The sequence below is a fragment of the Duganella sp. 1411 genome (assembly GCF_017833525.1).
GTDB lineage: Bacteria > Pseudomonadota > Gammaproteobacteria > Burkholderiales > Burkholderiaceae_D > Rugamonas.
The window spans coordinates 1,591,823-1,608,504 of record NZ_JAFICD010000001.1 but is presented as its reverse complement, the minus strand read 5'-3'; the positions used below and the strand labels follow the sequence as shown (position 1 = coordinate 1,608,504).

Genomic DNA, 16,682 nt, shown 5'->3' with positions numbered 1-16,682 from the left:
AAAAACCGCTTAACAATCCGTGACTTAGGCTCACTTTTTGAGCGTTTGCAAAACGCTGGCGAGCACGATGTATGGCGTCGCCGGTTCGTCGAGGGCGCTGACCGTCACCCGCAAGCGCAGTTCCTGGCCGTCGCGGCGCCAGGCAGTGACGACGTCGCTCCAGTTTTCGCCGTCCTTGACGGCTTGCAGGGCGTCCGCCAGCTGGTCCTGCGGGTAGGCGGGCGGATGCAGCAGGCGCAGGTCGGCGCCGATCAACTCGTCGCGGCCGAACTGGAATACGCCGCAGAACTTGTCGTTGACCGAGGCGATTTTTCCGCGCCGGTTCAAGGTGGCGATGAGTGCGTGCTGGTCGACCGCCGTCAGCACGCGCCGCGCATGATCGAGTTCGGCCTGCAGCGTCACCGTCTGCCGGTGCGCTTCCTCCAGGCCATGGTAGGCCCGCAGCGACGAAATGACGGTCGTAAACAGCTTGCGCGTGGTCAGGTCGGTCTTGCACCAGAAATCATTGATGTCGTAGTCGAGGATGATGCTGTGTTCCAGCGCCTGTCCCGGCTGGCCGGTGCGCAGCACGATGCGCACCAGTTGGTTGTGCAGCGTATCGCGGATCTGGCGCGCGACATTGAGCCCGGCGTCGCTGGTCTCCATGATGACGTCCAGCAGCACCAGCGCGATGTCCGGCGTGTTGCGCAGGGTGTTCAGCGCTTCCTCGCCGCTATAGGCGTGCAGGAAGCTGAGCCGCCTACCCAGGAAACACACATTGCTGAGCGAGAACTTGGTGACCACGTGGACATCGACGTCGTCATCCACGATGAGCACCCGCCACGGCGGCGGCGCCGACGACGCTCCCGCCTGCGGTGCGTCGAGCGGTACGAGCTCGTCTTCTATCATCCAATCCGTGTCATCGTCATTCTGGTTCATGCATCAATCCCGAGGCGAGTCTAAGAAGGCCATGCGTACCTCCAGAGCCACACTATTCCTCACACGTACTTTTGTCAAAGGATTCCCTGCGCGGGGTGACATAGTTGTCTCGGTTCCTACTTATGCACAGAAAAATATTTTTCAAGCAGCCTCAAAAGGCCCGCGCGCTGAAATTTTAGATCTTGTAAGTGATTGATTCTATTGGGTAAAAAATCTGCCTGCGGATTGGGCATTTTATTAAAACCCCCGCCGTTAAAGGGGTTCTCGGCTGTCAAGAGGGGGTTATTCACAACCTTATCCACAGTTGGTGTGGATATCTGGGAAATCCGCTTTAAATACGGTGGCTTACCGGTGATTGTTGAGAAACAGCGTAGGCCGCCCCCATCAGCACCGCCCACACCAGCAGCGCATGCAAGGCCAGCGCGCCCCCGACGACCGGATCGGCGTTGCCGTCGGCCAGGGTCAGGTAGGCCAGCAGGGCGATCGCCGGCGGCGTGCTGTAGGTGATCATACGCTGCGTATGGTGCTCCGCGCGACGGGTCAGCAAGCCCACCACGGTGCGGCCGTCCGCCATCATCCATATGAGCGCGCCGGCGGCGAAAAACACCCAGCCGGGCATCCCGAAGCCCAGCACGCCCGCCGCGTAGGCCAGTCCCAGGGCGATGCCGCTGAGCGGAAGAGGGCGGATGGTAGCGGTGGGCGTGGACTTGTTCATGATCATACTCGTTTGGCTGGTGGAGTTGTCAGCGTACTCAATCGGCGTCCATTGGTAAAATTTATTGTTTCTATTGTTTCGATAGTTTTTGCATCTGGATGAGCAAAGCCGGGCCGGCCGGGTACCGTCCGGGAAAATCGCCTATGATGGCGGGTTGGTAATTTTTCTCACCGTATATGAATTTGATCCTGTCCGCAGCGCGTTGGCTGGCGGTACTGTTGGTTTTCGCATCACCCGCCGTGCTGGCGCTCGACGGCAAAACGCCGCTTGAAGAGTTGCACCACGATATATGGACCGGCAAGGATGGCGCGCCGGGGCAGGTATCGTCGATGGCGCAGACCGCCGACGGCTGGCTGTGGATCGGCAGTGTGGACGGCTTTTACCGCTTCGACGGCATGCGCTTCCGCCGCTTCGAGGCTTTGAACGGCGAGACCGCGCCCAAGCGTCCGGTCACGGCGCTGACCGCGCTGCGCAACGGCGATTTGCTGATCGGCTATCTGTTCGGTGGGCTCAGCCATCTGCATGACGGCCACATCACGCATTACCCCGCGACGGTGGGCGATGCGCCGATCTCGCCGGTGTCGAGCGCGACGACCGATGACAGCGGCCGGTTGTGGGTGGCCACCACCAGCGCGCTGCTGCAGCTGCGCGGCGGCGCCTGGCACAATGTCGGCCCCGAACTGGGTTTGCCCGTGGGCGAGGTCTCGAACGTGGTGGCCGACCAGTACGGCCAGGTCTGGATCGCCGTCGGCCACGCGTTGTATGTGCTGCCCGCCGGCGGCAAACGCTTCCGCGAGGTGCAGCGGCAAAATGTGCATACGGTCAATCTGATCGAGTCGCCCGACGGCCGGCTGTGGCAAGACCTGCACGACCGGCTGATTCCGGTTCCAGCGCAGCATCAGGGTCCGCTCAAGCCGCGGCCGGGGTGGTTGTCGCGTTCGCAGGGCCAGGAAAACGGCCTGTTCGACCGCGACGGCAATTTCTGGTCGCTGGCCTGTCCGGTCGGTGTCTGCCGTGCCGACGGCGTGGGCGCCATGCCCAGCCGCGAGATGGCGCCCAACGCCGGACCGCGCGACCGGCTGGACCAGCCCTGGCAGCTCAGCAGCCAGACCGGCAACATTCTGTTCGAGGACCGCGACGGCAGTATCTGGATCGGCACCCAAGCCGGTGTGGAAAGATTCCGCCACAACCGCCTGGCGCCGGTCAAGCTGGCGGGCGGCGAGCGCGCCTTCAAGTTTGCGCGCGACGAGACCGGCCACGTGCTGGCGCTGACCTTGCCATCCGGGCAGGTGTGGCGCCTGCGCGCCGACGGCGCCCGCCCCATCGATGAGCATTACCCGCCAAGCAACACGGGGGCGATCGGCAACGCCGCCGACGGCGCCTTGCTGCTGGCGCGCGCGGACGCGATCGAGCGGCGCTACCCGGACCGCTCCGAGCGTATCGCCTATCCGCCCGAGCCGGACGGCAGGACCGGCCCGGTGAAAGTGACGCGCGTGGTCGACGACGGCGTCGGCTTGTGGGTGGCGATCGCGCGGCGCGGGGCCTTCCGGCTGGTCGACGGAGTTTGGACCGTGCAAGCCGACCTGGGCTTGCCGCCGGGCGCGTTCGTGGGCGCTGCTGGCGTTCGCAAGGGCTCGCTGTGGCTCGGCTTCGATGACGGACTGATCGTGTATTTCGATAATGGCCGCGTCACGCGCTACCGGTCGCCGCCTGAGGATGACGTCGGCCCCGTCACCCATCTGCACGTCGCCGGCGCCGAAGTGGCGGCCGGCGGCATCGGCGGCATGGCGGTGTTGCGCGACGGCGCCTTCCATCGCCTCGTCGCCGACGATCCCGAGGTGCTGGCCGGCGTCTCGGGCACGGTTGTCGGCGCCAACGGCGATCGTTGGCTCAACAGTAAAAAGGGCGTGGTCCACGTCAAGGCGGCGGACTGGAAGGCGGCGACGGCGACGCCCGGGGCACCGTTGAAATACGTTCTTTACGGCGTGCTGGACGGCTATCCCGGCTTCGCCGACACCAGCACGCGCCTGCCCACGGCCATCGCCGATGCCGACGGCCAGTTCTGGTTTGTCGGCGCGGCCGGCCTGGCGCGCTTGGATAGCACCAAATCCTATCCGCCGCTGTATCCGCCACGCGTGCTGGTCGAGACCTTGGTGGCCAAGGGCAAACGCTATCTGGATTTCTCGCGGACCGTCCGGCTCGACCCGGGCGTCACCTCTTTCCGTATCGAGTTCACCGCCCTCAGCTACACCATGCCGGCGATGGTGCGTTTCCGTTATCAACTGGAGGGCGTCGACGCCGGCTGGCAGGAGTCCGGCAGCCGGCGCGCGGTGTCGTACAACAATCTTGGGCCGGGGGACTATCGTTTCCGCGTCGCCGCCGTCAACGAGCGCGGTCAGCCCAACGACCAGGAGACGTCGATCGCGCTGACCATCCTGCCGACCTTTACGCAGACGCCGCTGTTCTACGGCCTGTGCGCGCTGCTGGCCGCCGGCATGTTGTATCTGTTTTACCGGCTGTGGCTGCGGCAAGCGACGTTGCGCATCGCCGAACGCATGGCCGAACGCGAGCGCATCGCCCGCACCTTGCACGATACTTTCCTGCAAAGCGTGCAGGGACTGGTGCTGGGTTTCCAGAACGCGATGAGCGCCTTGCCGGGTGAGTCGTCGACCCGCGCGCGCCTCGAGCGCATGCTGCTGCTGGCCGAGCGCGTGATCGAGGAGGGACGCGACGAGGTGCAGGACCTGCGTTCGAGCGCGATGAGCGACGGCGATCTCGAGCGCGGGCTGACGATCGTCGGCGAGGTGCTGCAGGAAAGCCACCACAGCGTGTTCAGCCTGCGCAGGGAGGGCGGCGCGGCGGCGTTGACGGAGGAGGTCGGCTGCGAGGTCTACAGCATCGGCCGCGAGGCGCTGATGAACGCCTTCCGCCACGCCGGCGCCAAATCGATCCAGGTCACGCTCGGCTATCACGCCGACCGCTTTATCATGCTGGTGGCGGACGATGGCAAGGGCATAGACGCCGGGATTTTGGCCAGTGGCCAGCGCGCCGGCCATTGGGGCCTGCCCGGCATGCGCGAGCGCGCGGCACGCATCGGCGCCACGCTGGTGATCGACACCCCGGCGGTGGGCACGCGGATCAGCCTGACGATTCCGGCCGGGCTGGCCTATGTGGGCCAGTCGCGCTGGCAACGGCTGGCGCGGCGTTGGCGCCGGCGCGGCTAGTGGGCACGAGTCCAGCAACTTTACGCGGCGGGCGCGTCGCCCACCGCGGCCAGCAACTTGCGCACCGCGCCGTGCGCCATCACCACTTCCGGCGCGTCGTGCAGCAAGGCGTTGTACTTGGCGCGGAATGCCAGGTCGCCTTCCTCGGACGGACCGATCAGGGCCTCGACGGCGCGACGGAAGACTTGCGCGTCGGCGACGGTGATGATCTCCGGCTCGTCGAGCCGCTCGTCCATCTGCGCCATCAGGCCGGAAAGTTTTTGCAGCCAGGCGAAATGCGGATGGTTCGTCACCAGTTGCAGCAACTCGAGCGGACTGCCGACCGCGCCGAAGTACTGGGTTTCAATGTGCAGCAACTGTTTGTGCAGGTCGCGCAATCCGCGCGCCAACGCGTTGAGCTGCGTGCGTTGCGCGGCGTCGTCCGGTGTGGTCATGTTGGGTCCATGGTGATGATGTTCAGTGGACAGCTTAGCAGACTTGCCATGCCGCCGGAGCCTACATTTAGATAGTGGCGGCATGCCGGTGCGGGGCCTAACATGATCGTTCCTCTCTACCTAATAATGGAAGCCATCATGATGAACCCAAAACTCGAAGTCCTGACCCCGACCAACTGCCAGCTGATCTTTATCGACCAGCAACCGCAGATGGCTTTCGGCGTGCAGTCGATGGACCGCCAGGCATTGAAGAACAATACCGTCGCGCTGGCCAAGTCGGCCAAGATCTTCAACATCCCGACCATCATCACCACGGTGGAAACGGAATCGTTCTCGGGTCACACCTATCCGGAATTGCTGGACGTATTCCCCGGCAAGGATATCCTGGAGCGTTCGTCGATGAACTCGTGGGACGATCAGAAAGTGCGCGACGCGCTGGCCGCCAACGGCAAGAAAAAAGTCATCGTTTCGGGTCTGTGGACCGAGGTTTGCAACAACAGTTTCGCGCTGTGCGCGATGCTGGAAGGCGGCTACGAGATTTACATGGTGGCCGACGCCTCGGGCGGCACCTCGAAGGAAGCGCATGACTACGCGATGCAGCGCATGATCCAGGCCGGCGTTGTGCCGGTGACCTGGCAGCAAGTGATGCTGGAGTGGCAGCGCGACTGGGCGCACCGCGAGACCTACGACGCCGTGATGGCGGTGGTGCGCGAGCATTCGGGCGCGTACGGCATGGGCGTCGATTACGCCTACACGATGGTGCACAAGGCCGCGCCGCGCAGCAACAGCGACCACAAGACGCTGGCGCCAGTCCCAGCCAAAGTAAATTAATTACCCGTTAATTCACGCGGAAACACGTAGGGCGGATTAGGCGGAACGCCGTAATCCGCCATGCGCGATCCGCCAAGGGCGCAAGCAAGCGTGGCACGCGAACCGTCAAAACACGCTGAGCAGCCCACGCCGTGCCGCCACCGTCGCCGCCTCCGTGCGGCTGGCAACATTGAGCTTGGCCAAAATATTATTGACGTGGAACTTCACCGTACCCACCTCGATCGCCGCGCTGCGCGCGATCATCTTGTTGCTTTTTCCGGTGGCCAGATGCGCCAGTATCTCCAGTTCGCGCCGCGACAGCGCCGCCGCCCCGGTCCGCTCGGCCAATTTGCCGGCCACTTCCGGCGGCAGGAATTTTTTTCCGCACGCCACCGTCTTGATGCACGTGGCCAATTGTTCCGATCCGCTGTCCTTGAGCAGATACGCCATGGCGCCGGCGCGCAAGCCGCGATAGACGTCCTCGTCGCCCTGGTAGGTGGTCAGGATGACGATGCGCGCCCCGGCATCGAATGCGCGGATGTGGCCGATGGCGTCGACGCCGTGCATCTCCGGCATGCTCAAATCCATGACGACCACGTCCGGCCGGTGCTGCCGGTACAACTCGACCGCCTGCACGCCGTTGGCCGCCTGCGCCACCAGCCGGAACTCCGGCATCGAATGGATCAGGGCGCTGAGGCCCGCGAGGATGAGCGGATGGTCGTCGGCGATCAGGACGGAGATGGTGTCCATGGAGTGTTTCCCTTCAGGCTGATGTGAAAAGCGGTGCCGTGCGGCTGGCGCGAGGTGCTCCAGATGCGGCCGCCGTGGGCGTGGATGATCGTGCGGCAGATCGACAGGCCCAGGCCGGTGCCGCCCGGCTTGGTGGAGAACAGCGGATCGAACAGCCGTTCGGCCAGCTTGGCGGAGACGCCGACGCCGTTGTCTTCCACGCTGATGCGCAAGGTGCCGGAGATGTCGGCCAGCGCCGAGCTCAGCTCCAGCTTGCGCGGGCGGTCGTGGACGTCCTTCATCGCCTCGATGGCGTTGAGCACCAGATTCATCATCACTTGCTGCAACTGCACGCGGTCGGCATACAGCTGATGCTCGCCCAGGGCCAGGCCGTCGCGCACGGCTACGCCGTGTTTGTGCAACTCCGCGCGCAGCAGGCGCAGCACTTCGCGCAGCGCCTCGTCGACGGCGAACCAGGTCGGCACCGGGCCGGTCTTGCTCGACATGCCGCGGATGCTGCGGATGACGTCGCCGGCGCTGGCGCCGATGTGCATGATCAGTTTCAGCGCGTCGCGCGCCTGCTCGGCCTGCGGCGGATCTTGCCGCAGCGCTTTGAGGCCGACCTCGGCGTGCAACACCATGGCCGCCAGCGGCTGGTTGACCTCGTGCGCGATCGACGCGGCGAACTCGCCCATGGAAGTAATGCGCGCCAGCCGGGCCAGTTCCTCGGTGGCATGCTGCAGCGCTTGCTCCGCCTGCAGCCGGCGGGCTTTTTCCTCCTGAAGCCGGCGGTACAGTTGCTCGTTGTCGAGCGTCAACACCGCCGGGTTGTCCATGGGCGAGGGCATTGCTAGTTGGCGGCCTGGGTTTGCGCCGCCAGGTGCTCGCCGATGAACCAGCTTTGCAGTTCGTTGCTGCGCACCACCTGGCTGACGATCAAATCGTTGGTGCCGTCGTCGCCGGCCTCGGCGGCGGCGCGCGCCAGCGGACGGGCCTCGAGCAGGATGGTTTCGTGCGAGTCCAGCAGGCGGCTCAACTGCGCCTGGGCCGATTCGCGGCCGCGCGGCGCGGTGCGCGAAATGGTCGACTCGTCGGCGATGTCCTGCGCCAGCGCGAAGGTCACGCCGCCCAGGGTTTGCACGCGCTCGGCGATGGCGTCCATGATCGCCACTTGCTCGGTGTAATGCTTGTCGAACAGCAGGTGCAGCTGGTGGAAGGTGGCGCCCGAGGTTTGCCAGTGCGCCTTTTTGTAGGCGTCACGCATGGCCATGGTGTGGGCCAGCAGGCGGTTCAGCGCGCGCACGCCTTGCGAGCGCACTTCGGCGCTCAGGCCGATGCGCACGTTGGCCAGCGCGCCGAAGTCTTGCAGGATGTCGGAGGATTTTTCGTTGCTCATGATGTGCTTTCAAATTAAACCGTAGGGCGGATTAGGCGGAACGCAGTAATCCGCCATGCATGCGTTATCGGCGGCTCATGCATGGCGGATTACGCTACGCTAATCCGCCCTACGTGTTTCCGAGGTTATTCCGTGGTTTCATTATCCGGCGCGCGGCCGGATAGTCCCATATCCGAAAGAGTGACCCAGAACGTTCATTGGGGAGGGATATCGGTTACCCGATAGGGGTAGCGCCAGCGTCAGGACTTGAGGAACTCCAGCAAGTCGGCGTTGAGCTTGTCCTTGTGGGTGGTCGGCAGGCCGTGCGGCGCGCCTTCGTAGATCTTCAGCGTGCCGTTCTTGACCAGCTTGACGGCGGCCTTGGCGGCGGTGTCGATCGGCACGATCTGGTCGTCGCTGCCGTGCACGAACAGGGTCGGCACGTCGATCTTTTTCAAGTCTTCGGTGAAGTCGGTTTCCGAGAATTGCTTGATGCAGTCATAGGCATTTTTGATGCCGCACTGCATGCCTTGTGCCCAGAAGGTATCGCGCACGCCTTGCGACGGCTTGGCGCCTTCGCGGTTGTAGCCGTAGAACGGCGTCGTCAAGTCCTTGAAGAATTGCGAACGGTCGGCCAGCACGGCGCTGCGGATGCCGTCGAACACCGACATCGGCAGGCCGTTCGGATTGGTGTCGGACTTGACCATCTGCGGCGGCACGGCGCCCACCAGCACCGCCTTGGCGACCCGGGCGGTACCGTGGCGGCCGATGTAGCGCGCCACTTCGCCGCCGCCGGTGGAGTGGCCGACCAGGGTCGCGTCCTTCAGGTCCAGCGCGTTGATCAGGGTGGCCAGGTCGTCGGCGTAGGTGTCCATGTCGTTGCCGTTCCATGGCTGGCTCGACAGGCCATGGCCGCGGCGGTCGTGCGCGATGACGCGGTAGCCGTTGCTGGCCAGGAAAATCATCTGGTCTTCCCAGGCGTCGCCTTGCAGCGGCCAGCCGTGGCTGAAGACCACGGCCGGGCCGGTGCCCCAATCCTTGAAGTGGATGCGGGTGCCGTCCTCGGTGATGACGCTGTCGACTGAAAGTTTGCTGTTGGACATTTGAAGCTCCTTGATGGTTGGGGGGATGCTGCCATAGCAGTGTAGTCAGCGCATCGGAGTAAAGCTCCTGCCAAAAGTCCAGTCCGGAACTCAGCGTTTGGGTGGGCGTTCCTCCCTGGTGATCGAAACGGCGATCGGATCGCTGGACGGGAAGGTTTCCTCCAGCGCCTCGTCGAGCACTTCTTCCTCGTGCGCGGCCGGCGTTGTGGCGGGGGCCGGCGTGGCGGTCGAGGGTGAAGGCGATGCGTTCGGTTTGCTCATGGTCTACCTTTCGGGGGGCAATGGATTGCGCTTATTTAGTTACAGCGTTGGAGGCCGGCGCGCCGTCATAGTTCACCGGCAGCCAGTCGTAGGCGCCGTCGCGTTGCCGGATGTGGCCGAGGCCGGGGAAGGCAATGTGCGCGGCACCTACGATCATGTGCTTGCTGGCGGCCATTTGCAACAGGCGCACGCGTGTGCCGTGCGCGTCGTCCTCGCTGCTGTCGTATTTGACGGTGGCTTCGGGATGCGGCAACTGGATGGCCGAGACGTGGACGATGTCGCCCCAGATCAATAGTTGCTGGCTTTTGTTTTGCACCAGATACATCGCATGCCCCGGGGTATGGCCGGGCGCGGGCAGCGCCTCGATGCCCGCTTCGAGCTGGCCGAACTTGCCGTACGGCTGGTAGCGGCCGGCGGCCTGGTAGGGCGCGACGGCGGCCTTGGCCGCGTCGAAGAAGGTCGACAGGAATTCCGGCGCCTTGGCCTTGTTGGCCGGCGTCAGCCAGTAGTCGGCCTCGGCCTGGGAGAGGCGCAGCACGGCGTTGGGAAACGCCGCCGCGCCCTGCGCCATGATGCCGCCCGCGTGGTCCTTGTGCAGGTGGGTGATCAGCAACTCGTCGACCTGCTCCGGCCGGTAGCCGGCGGCGCGCAGGTTGCCCAGCAGCTTGCCGCAACAGTCGCCGTACAGGGCGCCGGCGCCGGCGTCGACCAGGATCAGTTTTTTACCGGTGTTGATCAGGAAGGCGTTGATCGAGCCCTGCACCGGCTGCGCCAGGTCGGCGCTGGACAGGTCCTGTTGGATCGTCGCCGGCGTGACGTGCGTCATCACGGTGTCGATGGGAAAGGCGTGGCTGCCGTCCGAGAGGGCGGTGATTTCGTAGTCGCCGAGCATCATGCGATAGTAGCCGGGCGCCTGGGTGCCGACCAGCGGCGCGGCGGCGTGGCCTGCCGGGGCCGACAGCGCGCAGGCCAGGCTGAGCGCGGCGGCCAAAAGTGTTTTGCGGTTCATGCGGAGTGCTCCTGTGTCAACGATGGGTGCGTTGATGCTAGCGGAACACTAGCCGGATGGCTTCTGTCTTAGGGCAGGGAGGTGTCGTGGCGACTACCGGCGCACGCCCATGCGCGCAAATTCGTCGGCGATGTCCGGCTTGGCGGCGCGCGCGGCCTTCAGGTCGGCGTCGCCCGCCGCGAGTTGTCCGGCGCGCCACTTGGCGATGCCGCGGCCGTACAAGGCGGCGGGCAACTTCGGCGCCAGCTTCAGCGCGGCATCGTATTGGCCGATGGCCTCGCTGTAGCGCCCGAGCCGCAACAGGACGAACGCTTTGCTGTCGATGAAGGTTGCCTGGCCGGGTTGTTTGTCCACCGCTTCCGTGGCGATCGACAGCGCCGTCGGCAGGGCGATATTTCGCCTGGCGAGCTCCCATGCGATGTTGTTCAGCTCGATCGGCGCCTTGGCGGTTTTGCGGGCGCCCTCGAAATCGGTCTGTGCCAGCGGAAGACTGGCCATTTTCAGATGATACGCACCGCGGTCTATGAGTGCCAAGGCCAGGTCTCCGGTTGCCTTGTTGTCATTGATGATTTTGGTCAAAGTCGCGATGGCGGCGGCCGGTTTTCCGTTGTCGAACTCCAGCTCGGCGCGCAACCTGTGCGCGTAGACCCCGTGCGGGTCCAACGCCAAGCCCGAATCGATGTCCCGCTGCCGCCCCTCCTTGTCGGACCGGGGGCGCAATTGGGCTCGGTACAGATAGATCTCCGCTTCCGGCGCGGCGACCACGCCGCGGTCGAGCAGCGCCATGGCCTTTGCGTGGTCGTGCAGTTGTATCTGCAACTCCGCCGCCGAAATGTAGGCGAAGGCGCTGGCCGGGTTGGCGGCAAGCATGGGCTCGAGCTGCGCCAGTGCTTTGTCGTTGTCGCCCTGCTTTTTATATATTCTGATGCGCAATATATAAGGTACCGGCCCGCTATTTTTGTCGAGCCGGAGCACCTCATCGATGTCGGCCAGCGCTTTTTGTGAATCACCAAGTCTTTCGTACGCGTTGGCGCGGCGCGTCAGGGCGAAAGTATGGTGGGGTTCGAGTTCCAGCGCTTTGGTAAAGGCGGCGACGGCCTCTTCGTTGCGCCCGGCTTTCAGCGCCAGCATGCCGCGTCCTCGGTAGAGAAGCGGACTCGACGGATCGAGCGCCGCCAGCTTGTCGAAATCTTTCGCGGCGAGTTGGTCTTTGTCGCTGTTCAGGTATGCCGCCGCGCGATTGCCGTAAGCATGCGCGTCGTTGGGCTTGAGTTCCAGCACGCGGGAAAAGCTGTCGACGGCGCCTTGGGCGTCGCCGTTCTTCAGTTGTTCATTGCCCCGATTAAAGTATTTTGTGACTTCGTCCGGCGCGTACGAAGGGGCTTGGCCGGCACCGCCGTCGTGCGCGAGGAAGCGGATCAGGGAGATAAAACCCAGGATAATCAACCATGTCCAGTTGAAGCCGCTTTTTTCCTGATGTTCGTATGAAGGCTCGGCCGGCTTGCGCAAGCCGGTGTAGGTCAGCTTGCGCCGCCACTTGGGGAGTGTATTGTTTCGCTCGCGCCATTGCACGATGTTGTCGACGCTCGTGATCAGCGCCAGCCACGTGGGGAAGCGCGCGATCAGCGTTTCCAGCGTCGCGCTATTGCGCACCAGCTCGCGCGTACCGGGCGGCTTCGGATCGCGCAAACGCTCGATCAGTTGGCGCTGTTGCTCGCGCTGGGCGTCGGGCTGCAGATCAAAGGTCGCGCGCTCGTCGATTGCGGCGTCGAGCATCGCGCCGGAGCGGCCCAGGCTGAACACGCGGCGGCGATCGCCGGCCCAGTCGAAGACCTTGACCGCGGCCACCAGCAGCGCCTCGTGGCCGGGCCGCCAGCCGGTCGTCAGCAAATCGGCCACGCGCCGTTCGAACATCTCGCGGGCGGTGATGTTGATCAGGCGGGGATCGTCCAGGCTGGCGCGCAATTCGCGTTGCCACGGCGCGTCCGGCGTGACCGGGCGCTCGTCTGCGATGGCGCTGGCGCGTCGCAGGAAATCGGCGAATACGGCCTCGGCCAGCGCGTCATGGTCGATCTCGAGCGCTTGTTCTTGCGGGCTGGCCGGCGCGGGATCGGCATGCCGGTGTTCAGCCGGCCCGGGCGGGGAGAGGGGCGGCTGGGCAGGCGCCTCCACGGTGACCGCCTCAAGCTCCTCGAGCGCAATGTGCTCTTCGAACTCATCTTTATGACGGACCCAGTACAGCGCCGCGTCATAAGCCTCGCGCAAATATTGGAAGCCCGCTGGATCGGCTTCCTGATCGATCAATTTAAGTTCGCGGGCGTAGGCGCGGCGAATGGCGCGTTCGTCCGCGTCATCGCTCAGACCGAGCCGCTGCGAGAAAATGAGTTCACTGGTCATATTAATCTGTTGAAAAGCCGGCGGGGGGCCGTCACTCCCGGTTCGCCGGCGTATCAAGTATGTTCGTCACGGCATCGATGATCGCCGACGGTTGGCCTTGCTTAACCTCGACCACCTTGATGTCGCCAAACGGCTTGCGGGCCGCACGCAATTGGCCGGCGCTGGTCTCAAGGCTATCGAGCTCGGAGGCGCGGGCGCGCCAATACGTGGGCTTGGCTGCCTGGGCCGCCTGCGAGGCCGCCAGCGCCGGCCCGATGTCGCCGTTGATGCCGGTGGCGGGATAGGCGCAGGCGGCGTCGGTTTTACCTTGCTCGGCCGAGGCCAGGCAGGCCAGCGCCGCGTCGAGCTGGGTGGCGCGGTCCGCAGGGAGCGCATCTTCGTGCATCGGCTCGACCAGCACCAGGCCGGAGACGGCGGCGCCGCGCGAGCGCAGCGCGAAATGCTGCGCCACCATCGCGCCGTAGCCTGTGCCCACCAGCACGAAGGGCGCGTCAAGTCGCGCGTTCTTGATCAGGAAGTTCAAATCCTTGCTGGCGTTGGCGACCGTCGAGGCCCGGATGATGGGATCGCTGGAACCCAGACCGGCGCGGTCGTAGACGCAGGCGCGCGTGCGTTTGGCGACCTCCGGCAGCACCGCCGACCAATCCCATCCGGCGCGGCCGATATCGGCTTCGAACAGCACGGTCGGCGAGCCCTTGCCGATGCAATACATATTCAGCTTGCGCCCGCCGACATCGATCTTGATTTTAGGGCCGGCGAGGGCGTCCTGGCCGGCCGGCGGCGTGGCGTGGCTGCTCGCGCTAGCCATCAGGAAAGCAACGGCGACAGCCGGGATAGCGAGTTTTGTCATGACTTCCAATCTAAAAATCCCCCGGGGGGATGGTGACTGTGAAAACCGGGCCGTGCCAGCGGTCGTCATCCATCGTTGCTGCTTGCTCCTGCCCCGGCCAATTGGTCTGGATAACGTTTTGCCAAAACCTGAACGCTGCGGGATTCTCTTGGATGACCTTGATTTCCCAACGGCCGGGATTGGAGCTCAGAATCGTTTGGGCGGCGCGCTGGCCGACGCCATGGCGACGGTATTTCCGTAAGACGAAGAACTCGACTATCGTCGCCGAGTTTTCAGGATTGAGTACCTCGTCGTTTACCAAAACAAATCCAGCCCATTTGTCATCAACTTTGATAACGAATACGGAGAAGTTCGGATTGATCCAGAAACAATCCAGGTCGTAGTAGCCGTATTGACCATGCTCGTCCAGATCGGTGCCGTCGAATTCGGAAAAGTCGTGTTGGTACAGCTCCATCATGTGGCGCACCACAAGGCGCTCGGTGTTGTGCGCCAATCGTACTTCGATGTTCATTCACTCTCCGCAGGATTAATAAGGGAGGTCAGCACGTGGTCGGCCCAACGCCCGTTGATTTTCAGGTATTTCTTGGCCAGGCCTTCCCGTTCGAAGCCCAATCGGCACAGTATTTTTCGCTCCGATGGTTGGTCGGCTGGTAATTCGCCATGATGCGGTGCAGTTTGTGGACCTCAAAGACCTGCGATATCGCCGCCGCCAGTGCTTCATGCATCAGACCCTTGCCCTGATAGTCGCCGCCTAGCGAGAAGCCCAGGTGGCACGCTTGAAAAGGGCCGCGGACGATATTGGTGAAGCTGCATACACCGATAATGTTCCCGCTATCGTGCGCGTATATCAGCCAGTGAGCCGCCGTTTGCTCTTCAACCTGTCTTCGCATCCTGTCCAGCTGGCCCTCCATGGCCTCGATGGTATAAAACTCGGTTGGGCGCTCCGGCTCCCATGGCCGCAGGTGGTCGCGATTTAGCTGGCGATAGGCCAGCAGGCGCGCGGCCATCCCGCTGGCCGGAAATTCCAGCGTTAGACGGTCGGTGACCAGCCGATCTGTTTCAGGATTTCGCATTTCGTCTATTACTATCTGATTCCAAGGGCAATTAGCGTTAATCGTTGAACGGAACGGTAAAACTGTCATGTTCGATTTCGTTCAAGGTGGCCTCGAATTGCGCGCGCACGGGATCGATCACGCGCTTGTCCTGGGTTTCGAGCGCCTGTTCGAAGGCGACGATGCGCGCGCCGAACCATTCGCGGCCCTGTCCCCGCAGCTGCTGGTACAAACGCTCGGCGCGCGCCAGCAGCGTGCGGTGCTCGATGCGGTCGCGCGGGTGGATTTTCAGTTCCGACAGCGTGATGAAACGCGCGGCGATCTCCGCTTCCGACAGCATGCCCGGATTGCCCTCGATCACCAGCACGTGCGTCTCGCGCGTCTTGACGACGGTGGCCTCGACCTGCAGCAGCCCGTTGACGTCGTAGGTGAAGCGCACGTCGATCCCGCTGTCGTCAATCGGCAGGCTCGGCAGCGCCACCTTCAGGCTGCCGAGGCGGATGTTGTCACGCGCCATGCGCGCCTCGCCCTGGTAGACGTTGAGTTCCAGATATTTCTGATTGTCGCTGACCGGATGGTAGCGCTTGACGCGGCTGACCGGCACCGGCGTGTTGCGCTCGACGATGGGGTCGAAGTGGCCGGAGGAATAGCTGCGGTCGCCCAGTTGCATCGACACCTCGATGCCGAGCGAGTACGGCGAGACGTCGGTCATGACGACCTCGTCGAGCGCGGCGTCGCGCATCTTCAGGCCGGCCTGCACGGCCGCGCCCAGCGCGACGACTTCGTCCGGGTTGATGTCGCAGGCGGGGAAGCGGCCGAACATGCGCGCCACCAGCCGCCGCACCACCGGCATGCGGGTGGCGCCGCCGGCCAGGATCACGTTGTCGAGTTCGGTGATGCGCAGGTTGGCGTCGCGCAGCGCCCGCTCGACCGGGTCGCGCAGGCGCTGCAGCAAGCCGGCGCAGACGCGCTCGAACGCCGCCTCGTCGAGCGTCATCGCATACTCGGTGTCGTGGTGGCTGATCTGGATCGTGGCCGAGGCCGAATCGCTGAGCGCGCGCTTGGCGCGTTCGGTGGCGGCGATGAGGCGCTGCATGAAGTGGGCGTCGCTCTTGAGCCCGAGCGGGATCTTTTGCTGTTCGAAAAAGTGGTTGATCAGGCATAGCACGAAATCCTCGCCGCCGAGCATGTTGTCGCCGGCCGAGGCACGCACTTCCATCACGCCCTCGAACAGGTCGAGCACGGAGACGTCGAAGGTGCCGCCGCCCAGGTCGAACACGAGGAAGCGCGTTTCGGCGTCGCGCAGGTTGATGCCGTAGGCCAGCGAGGCGGCCGTCGGCTCGTTCAGCAGCCGGTCGACGCGCAATCCGGCCAGTTGGCCGGCGGCGCGCGTGGCCTTGCGCTGGGCGTCGGAGAAATAGGCGGGGACGGTGATGATGGCCTCGGTGACCGGGTGGCCGAGCACGGCCTCGGCGTCTTCCTTGAGCGAGCGCAGGATCAGCGCCGACAGTTCCTCGGGACGGAACTCGCGCTCGCCAAGGCGGATCAGCTTGTCGCTGCCCATGTAGCGCTTGAACACGGACGCGGTGCGCGCCGGATGGGTTTGCAAGCGCTCGCGCGCGGCGCGGCCGACCAGGATGCTGCCGTCCTCGTCGAGGCTGACGCACGATGGCGTCAGCGTCTCGCCCAGGCTGTTGGGAATCAGGCGCGGCGCGCCGTCCTCCCACACCGCGATCAAACTATTGGTCGTACCGAGGTCTATCCCGACAATCATTTTTTCTTCCCGGAAAAATTATTATTTTATC

Annotated in this window: 16 protein-coding genes; 2 read left to right on the top strand and 14 right to left on the bottom strand. The window is 64.2% G+C overall.

Going from position 1 to position 16,682, the window contains the following annotated elements; genetic code table 11:
• Window positions 1-30: 30 nt before the first annotated feature.
• Together JOD97_RS06455 and JOD97_RS06450 are read right to left on the bottom strand one after the other, a co-directional pair.
• Window positions 31-918 carry a PAS domain-containing protein gene (locus JOD97_RS06455; RefSeq protein WP_209714398.1) on the bottom strand — a complete coding sequence of 296 codons (888 nt, stop codon included), beginning with the start codon at window positions 916-918 and terminating at the stop codon, window positions 31-33.
• Between the two features lie 331 nt (window positions 919-1,249).
• Window positions 1,250-1,633 carry a hypothetical protein gene (locus JOD97_RS06450; protein WP_209714396.1) on the bottom strand — a complete coding sequence of 128 codons (384 nt, stop codon included), beginning with the start codon at window positions 1,631-1,633 and terminating at the stop codon, window positions 1,250-1,252.
• A gap of 218 nt (window positions 1,634-1,851) precedes the next feature.
• Here JOD97_RS06450 and JOD97_RS06445 point away from each other — a divergent pair, with 218 nt between their 5' ends.
• Window positions 1,852-4,857 (top strand): sensor histidine kinase, encoded by a 3,006-nt coding sequence (locus JOD97_RS06445; RefSeq protein ID WP_209714393.1) that lies wholly within the window; start codon window positions 1,852-1,854, stop codon window positions 4,855-4,857.
• 20 nt (window positions 4,858-4,877) lie between these two features.
• Here the strand turns inward: JOD97_RS06445 and JOD97_RS06440 are convergent, their stop codons facing one another.
• Window positions 4,878-5,291 (bottom strand): hypothetical protein, encoded by a 414-nt coding sequence (locus JOD97_RS06440; protein ID WP_209714392.1) that lies wholly within the window; start codon window positions 5,289-5,291, stop codon window positions 4,878-4,880.
• 138 nt (window positions 5,292-5,429) lie between these two features.
• Here JOD97_RS06440 and JOD97_RS06435 point away from each other — a divergent pair, with 138 nt between their 5' ends.
• The gene (locus JOD97_RS06435) at window positions 5,430-6,122 is read left to right on the top strand and encodes a hydrolase (RefSeq protein WP_209714390.1); all 693 of its coding nucleotides are present in this window, start codon (window positions 5,430-5,432) and stop codon (window positions 6,120-6,122) included.
• 105 nt (window positions 6,123-6,227) lie between these two features.
• On the opposite strand, the gene JOD97_RS06430 is transcribed toward JOD97_RS06435, so the two are convergent.
• From JOD97_RS06430 to JOD97_RS06380, 11 genes are all read right to left on the bottom strand, one after another.
• Window positions 6,228-6,851: a response regulator transcription factor gene (locus JOD97_RS06430; RefSeq protein ID WP_209714388.1), complete on the bottom strand. Its 624-nt coding sequence runs from the start codon at window positions 6,849-6,851 to the stop codon at window positions 6,228-6,230.
• Entirely contained in the window at window positions 6,830-7,678 is an 849-nt protein-coding gene (locus JOD97_RS06425) for a sensor histidine kinase (RefSeq protein ID WP_209714386.1), read from the bottom strand. Before JOD97_RS06425 ends, JOD97_RS06430 begins: the two co-directional genes overlap by 22 nt.
• A gap of 2 nt (window positions 7,679-7,680) precedes the next feature.
• Window positions 7,681-8,226 (bottom strand): Dps family protein, encoded by a 546-nt coding sequence (locus JOD97_RS06420; protein WP_209714384.1) that lies wholly within the window; start codon window positions 8,224-8,226, stop codon window positions 7,681-7,683.
• A gap of 239 nt (window positions 8,227-8,465) precedes the next feature.
• Window positions 8,466-9,308, bottom strand: coding sequence for an alpha/beta fold hydrolase (locus JOD97_RS06415; protein ID WP_209714382.1), 843 nt, complete (start codon window positions 9,306-9,308; stop codon window positions 8,466-8,468).
• A 90-nt stretch (window positions 9,309-9,398) separates the two neighbouring features.
• Window positions 9,399-9,569 (bottom strand): hypothetical protein, encoded by a 171-nt coding sequence (locus JOD97_RS06410; protein WP_209714380.1) that lies wholly within the window; start codon window positions 9,567-9,569, stop codon window positions 9,399-9,401.
• Between the two features lie 31 nt (window positions 9,570-9,600).
• Window positions 9,601-10,578 (bottom strand): MBL fold metallo-hydrolase, encoded by a 978-nt coding sequence (locus JOD97_RS06405; RefSeq protein ID WP_209714377.1) that lies wholly within the window; start codon window positions 10,576-10,578, stop codon window positions 9,601-9,603.
• Window positions 10,579-10,671: 93 nt separating this feature from the next.
• A complete protein-coding gene (locus JOD97_RS06400; RefSeq protein WP_209714375.1) occupies window positions 10,672-12,975 on the bottom strand; it encodes a tetratricopeptide repeat protein in 2,304 nt (767 codons plus the stop codon).
• A 31-nt stretch (window positions 12,976-13,006) separates the two neighbouring features.
• Window positions 13,007-13,825: an alpha/beta fold hydrolase gene (locus JOD97_RS06395; protein WP_209714373.1), complete on the bottom strand. Its 819-nt coding sequence runs from the start codon at window positions 13,823-13,825 to the stop codon at window positions 13,007-13,009.
• Window positions 13,826-13,835: 10 nt separating this feature from the next.
• Window positions 13,836-14,336, bottom strand: coding sequence for a GNAT family N-acetyltransferase (locus JOD97_RS06390; protein WP_209714371.1), 501 nt, complete (start codon window positions 14,334-14,336; stop codon window positions 13,836-13,838).
• A 61-nt stretch (window positions 14,337-14,397) separates the two neighbouring features.
• Window positions 14,398-14,898, bottom strand: coding sequence for a GNAT family N-acetyltransferase (locus JOD97_RS06385; RefSeq protein ID WP_229264204.1), 501 nt, complete (start codon window positions 14,896-14,898; stop codon window positions 14,398-14,400).
• Window positions 14,899-14,935: 37 nt separating this feature from the next.
• Window positions 14,936-16,651: an Hsp70 family protein gene (locus JOD97_RS06380; protein ID WP_209714369.1), complete on the bottom strand. Its 1,716-nt coding sequence runs from the start codon at window positions 16,649-16,651 to the stop codon at window positions 14,936-14,938.
• Window positions 16,652-16,682: the final 31 nt, after the last annotated feature.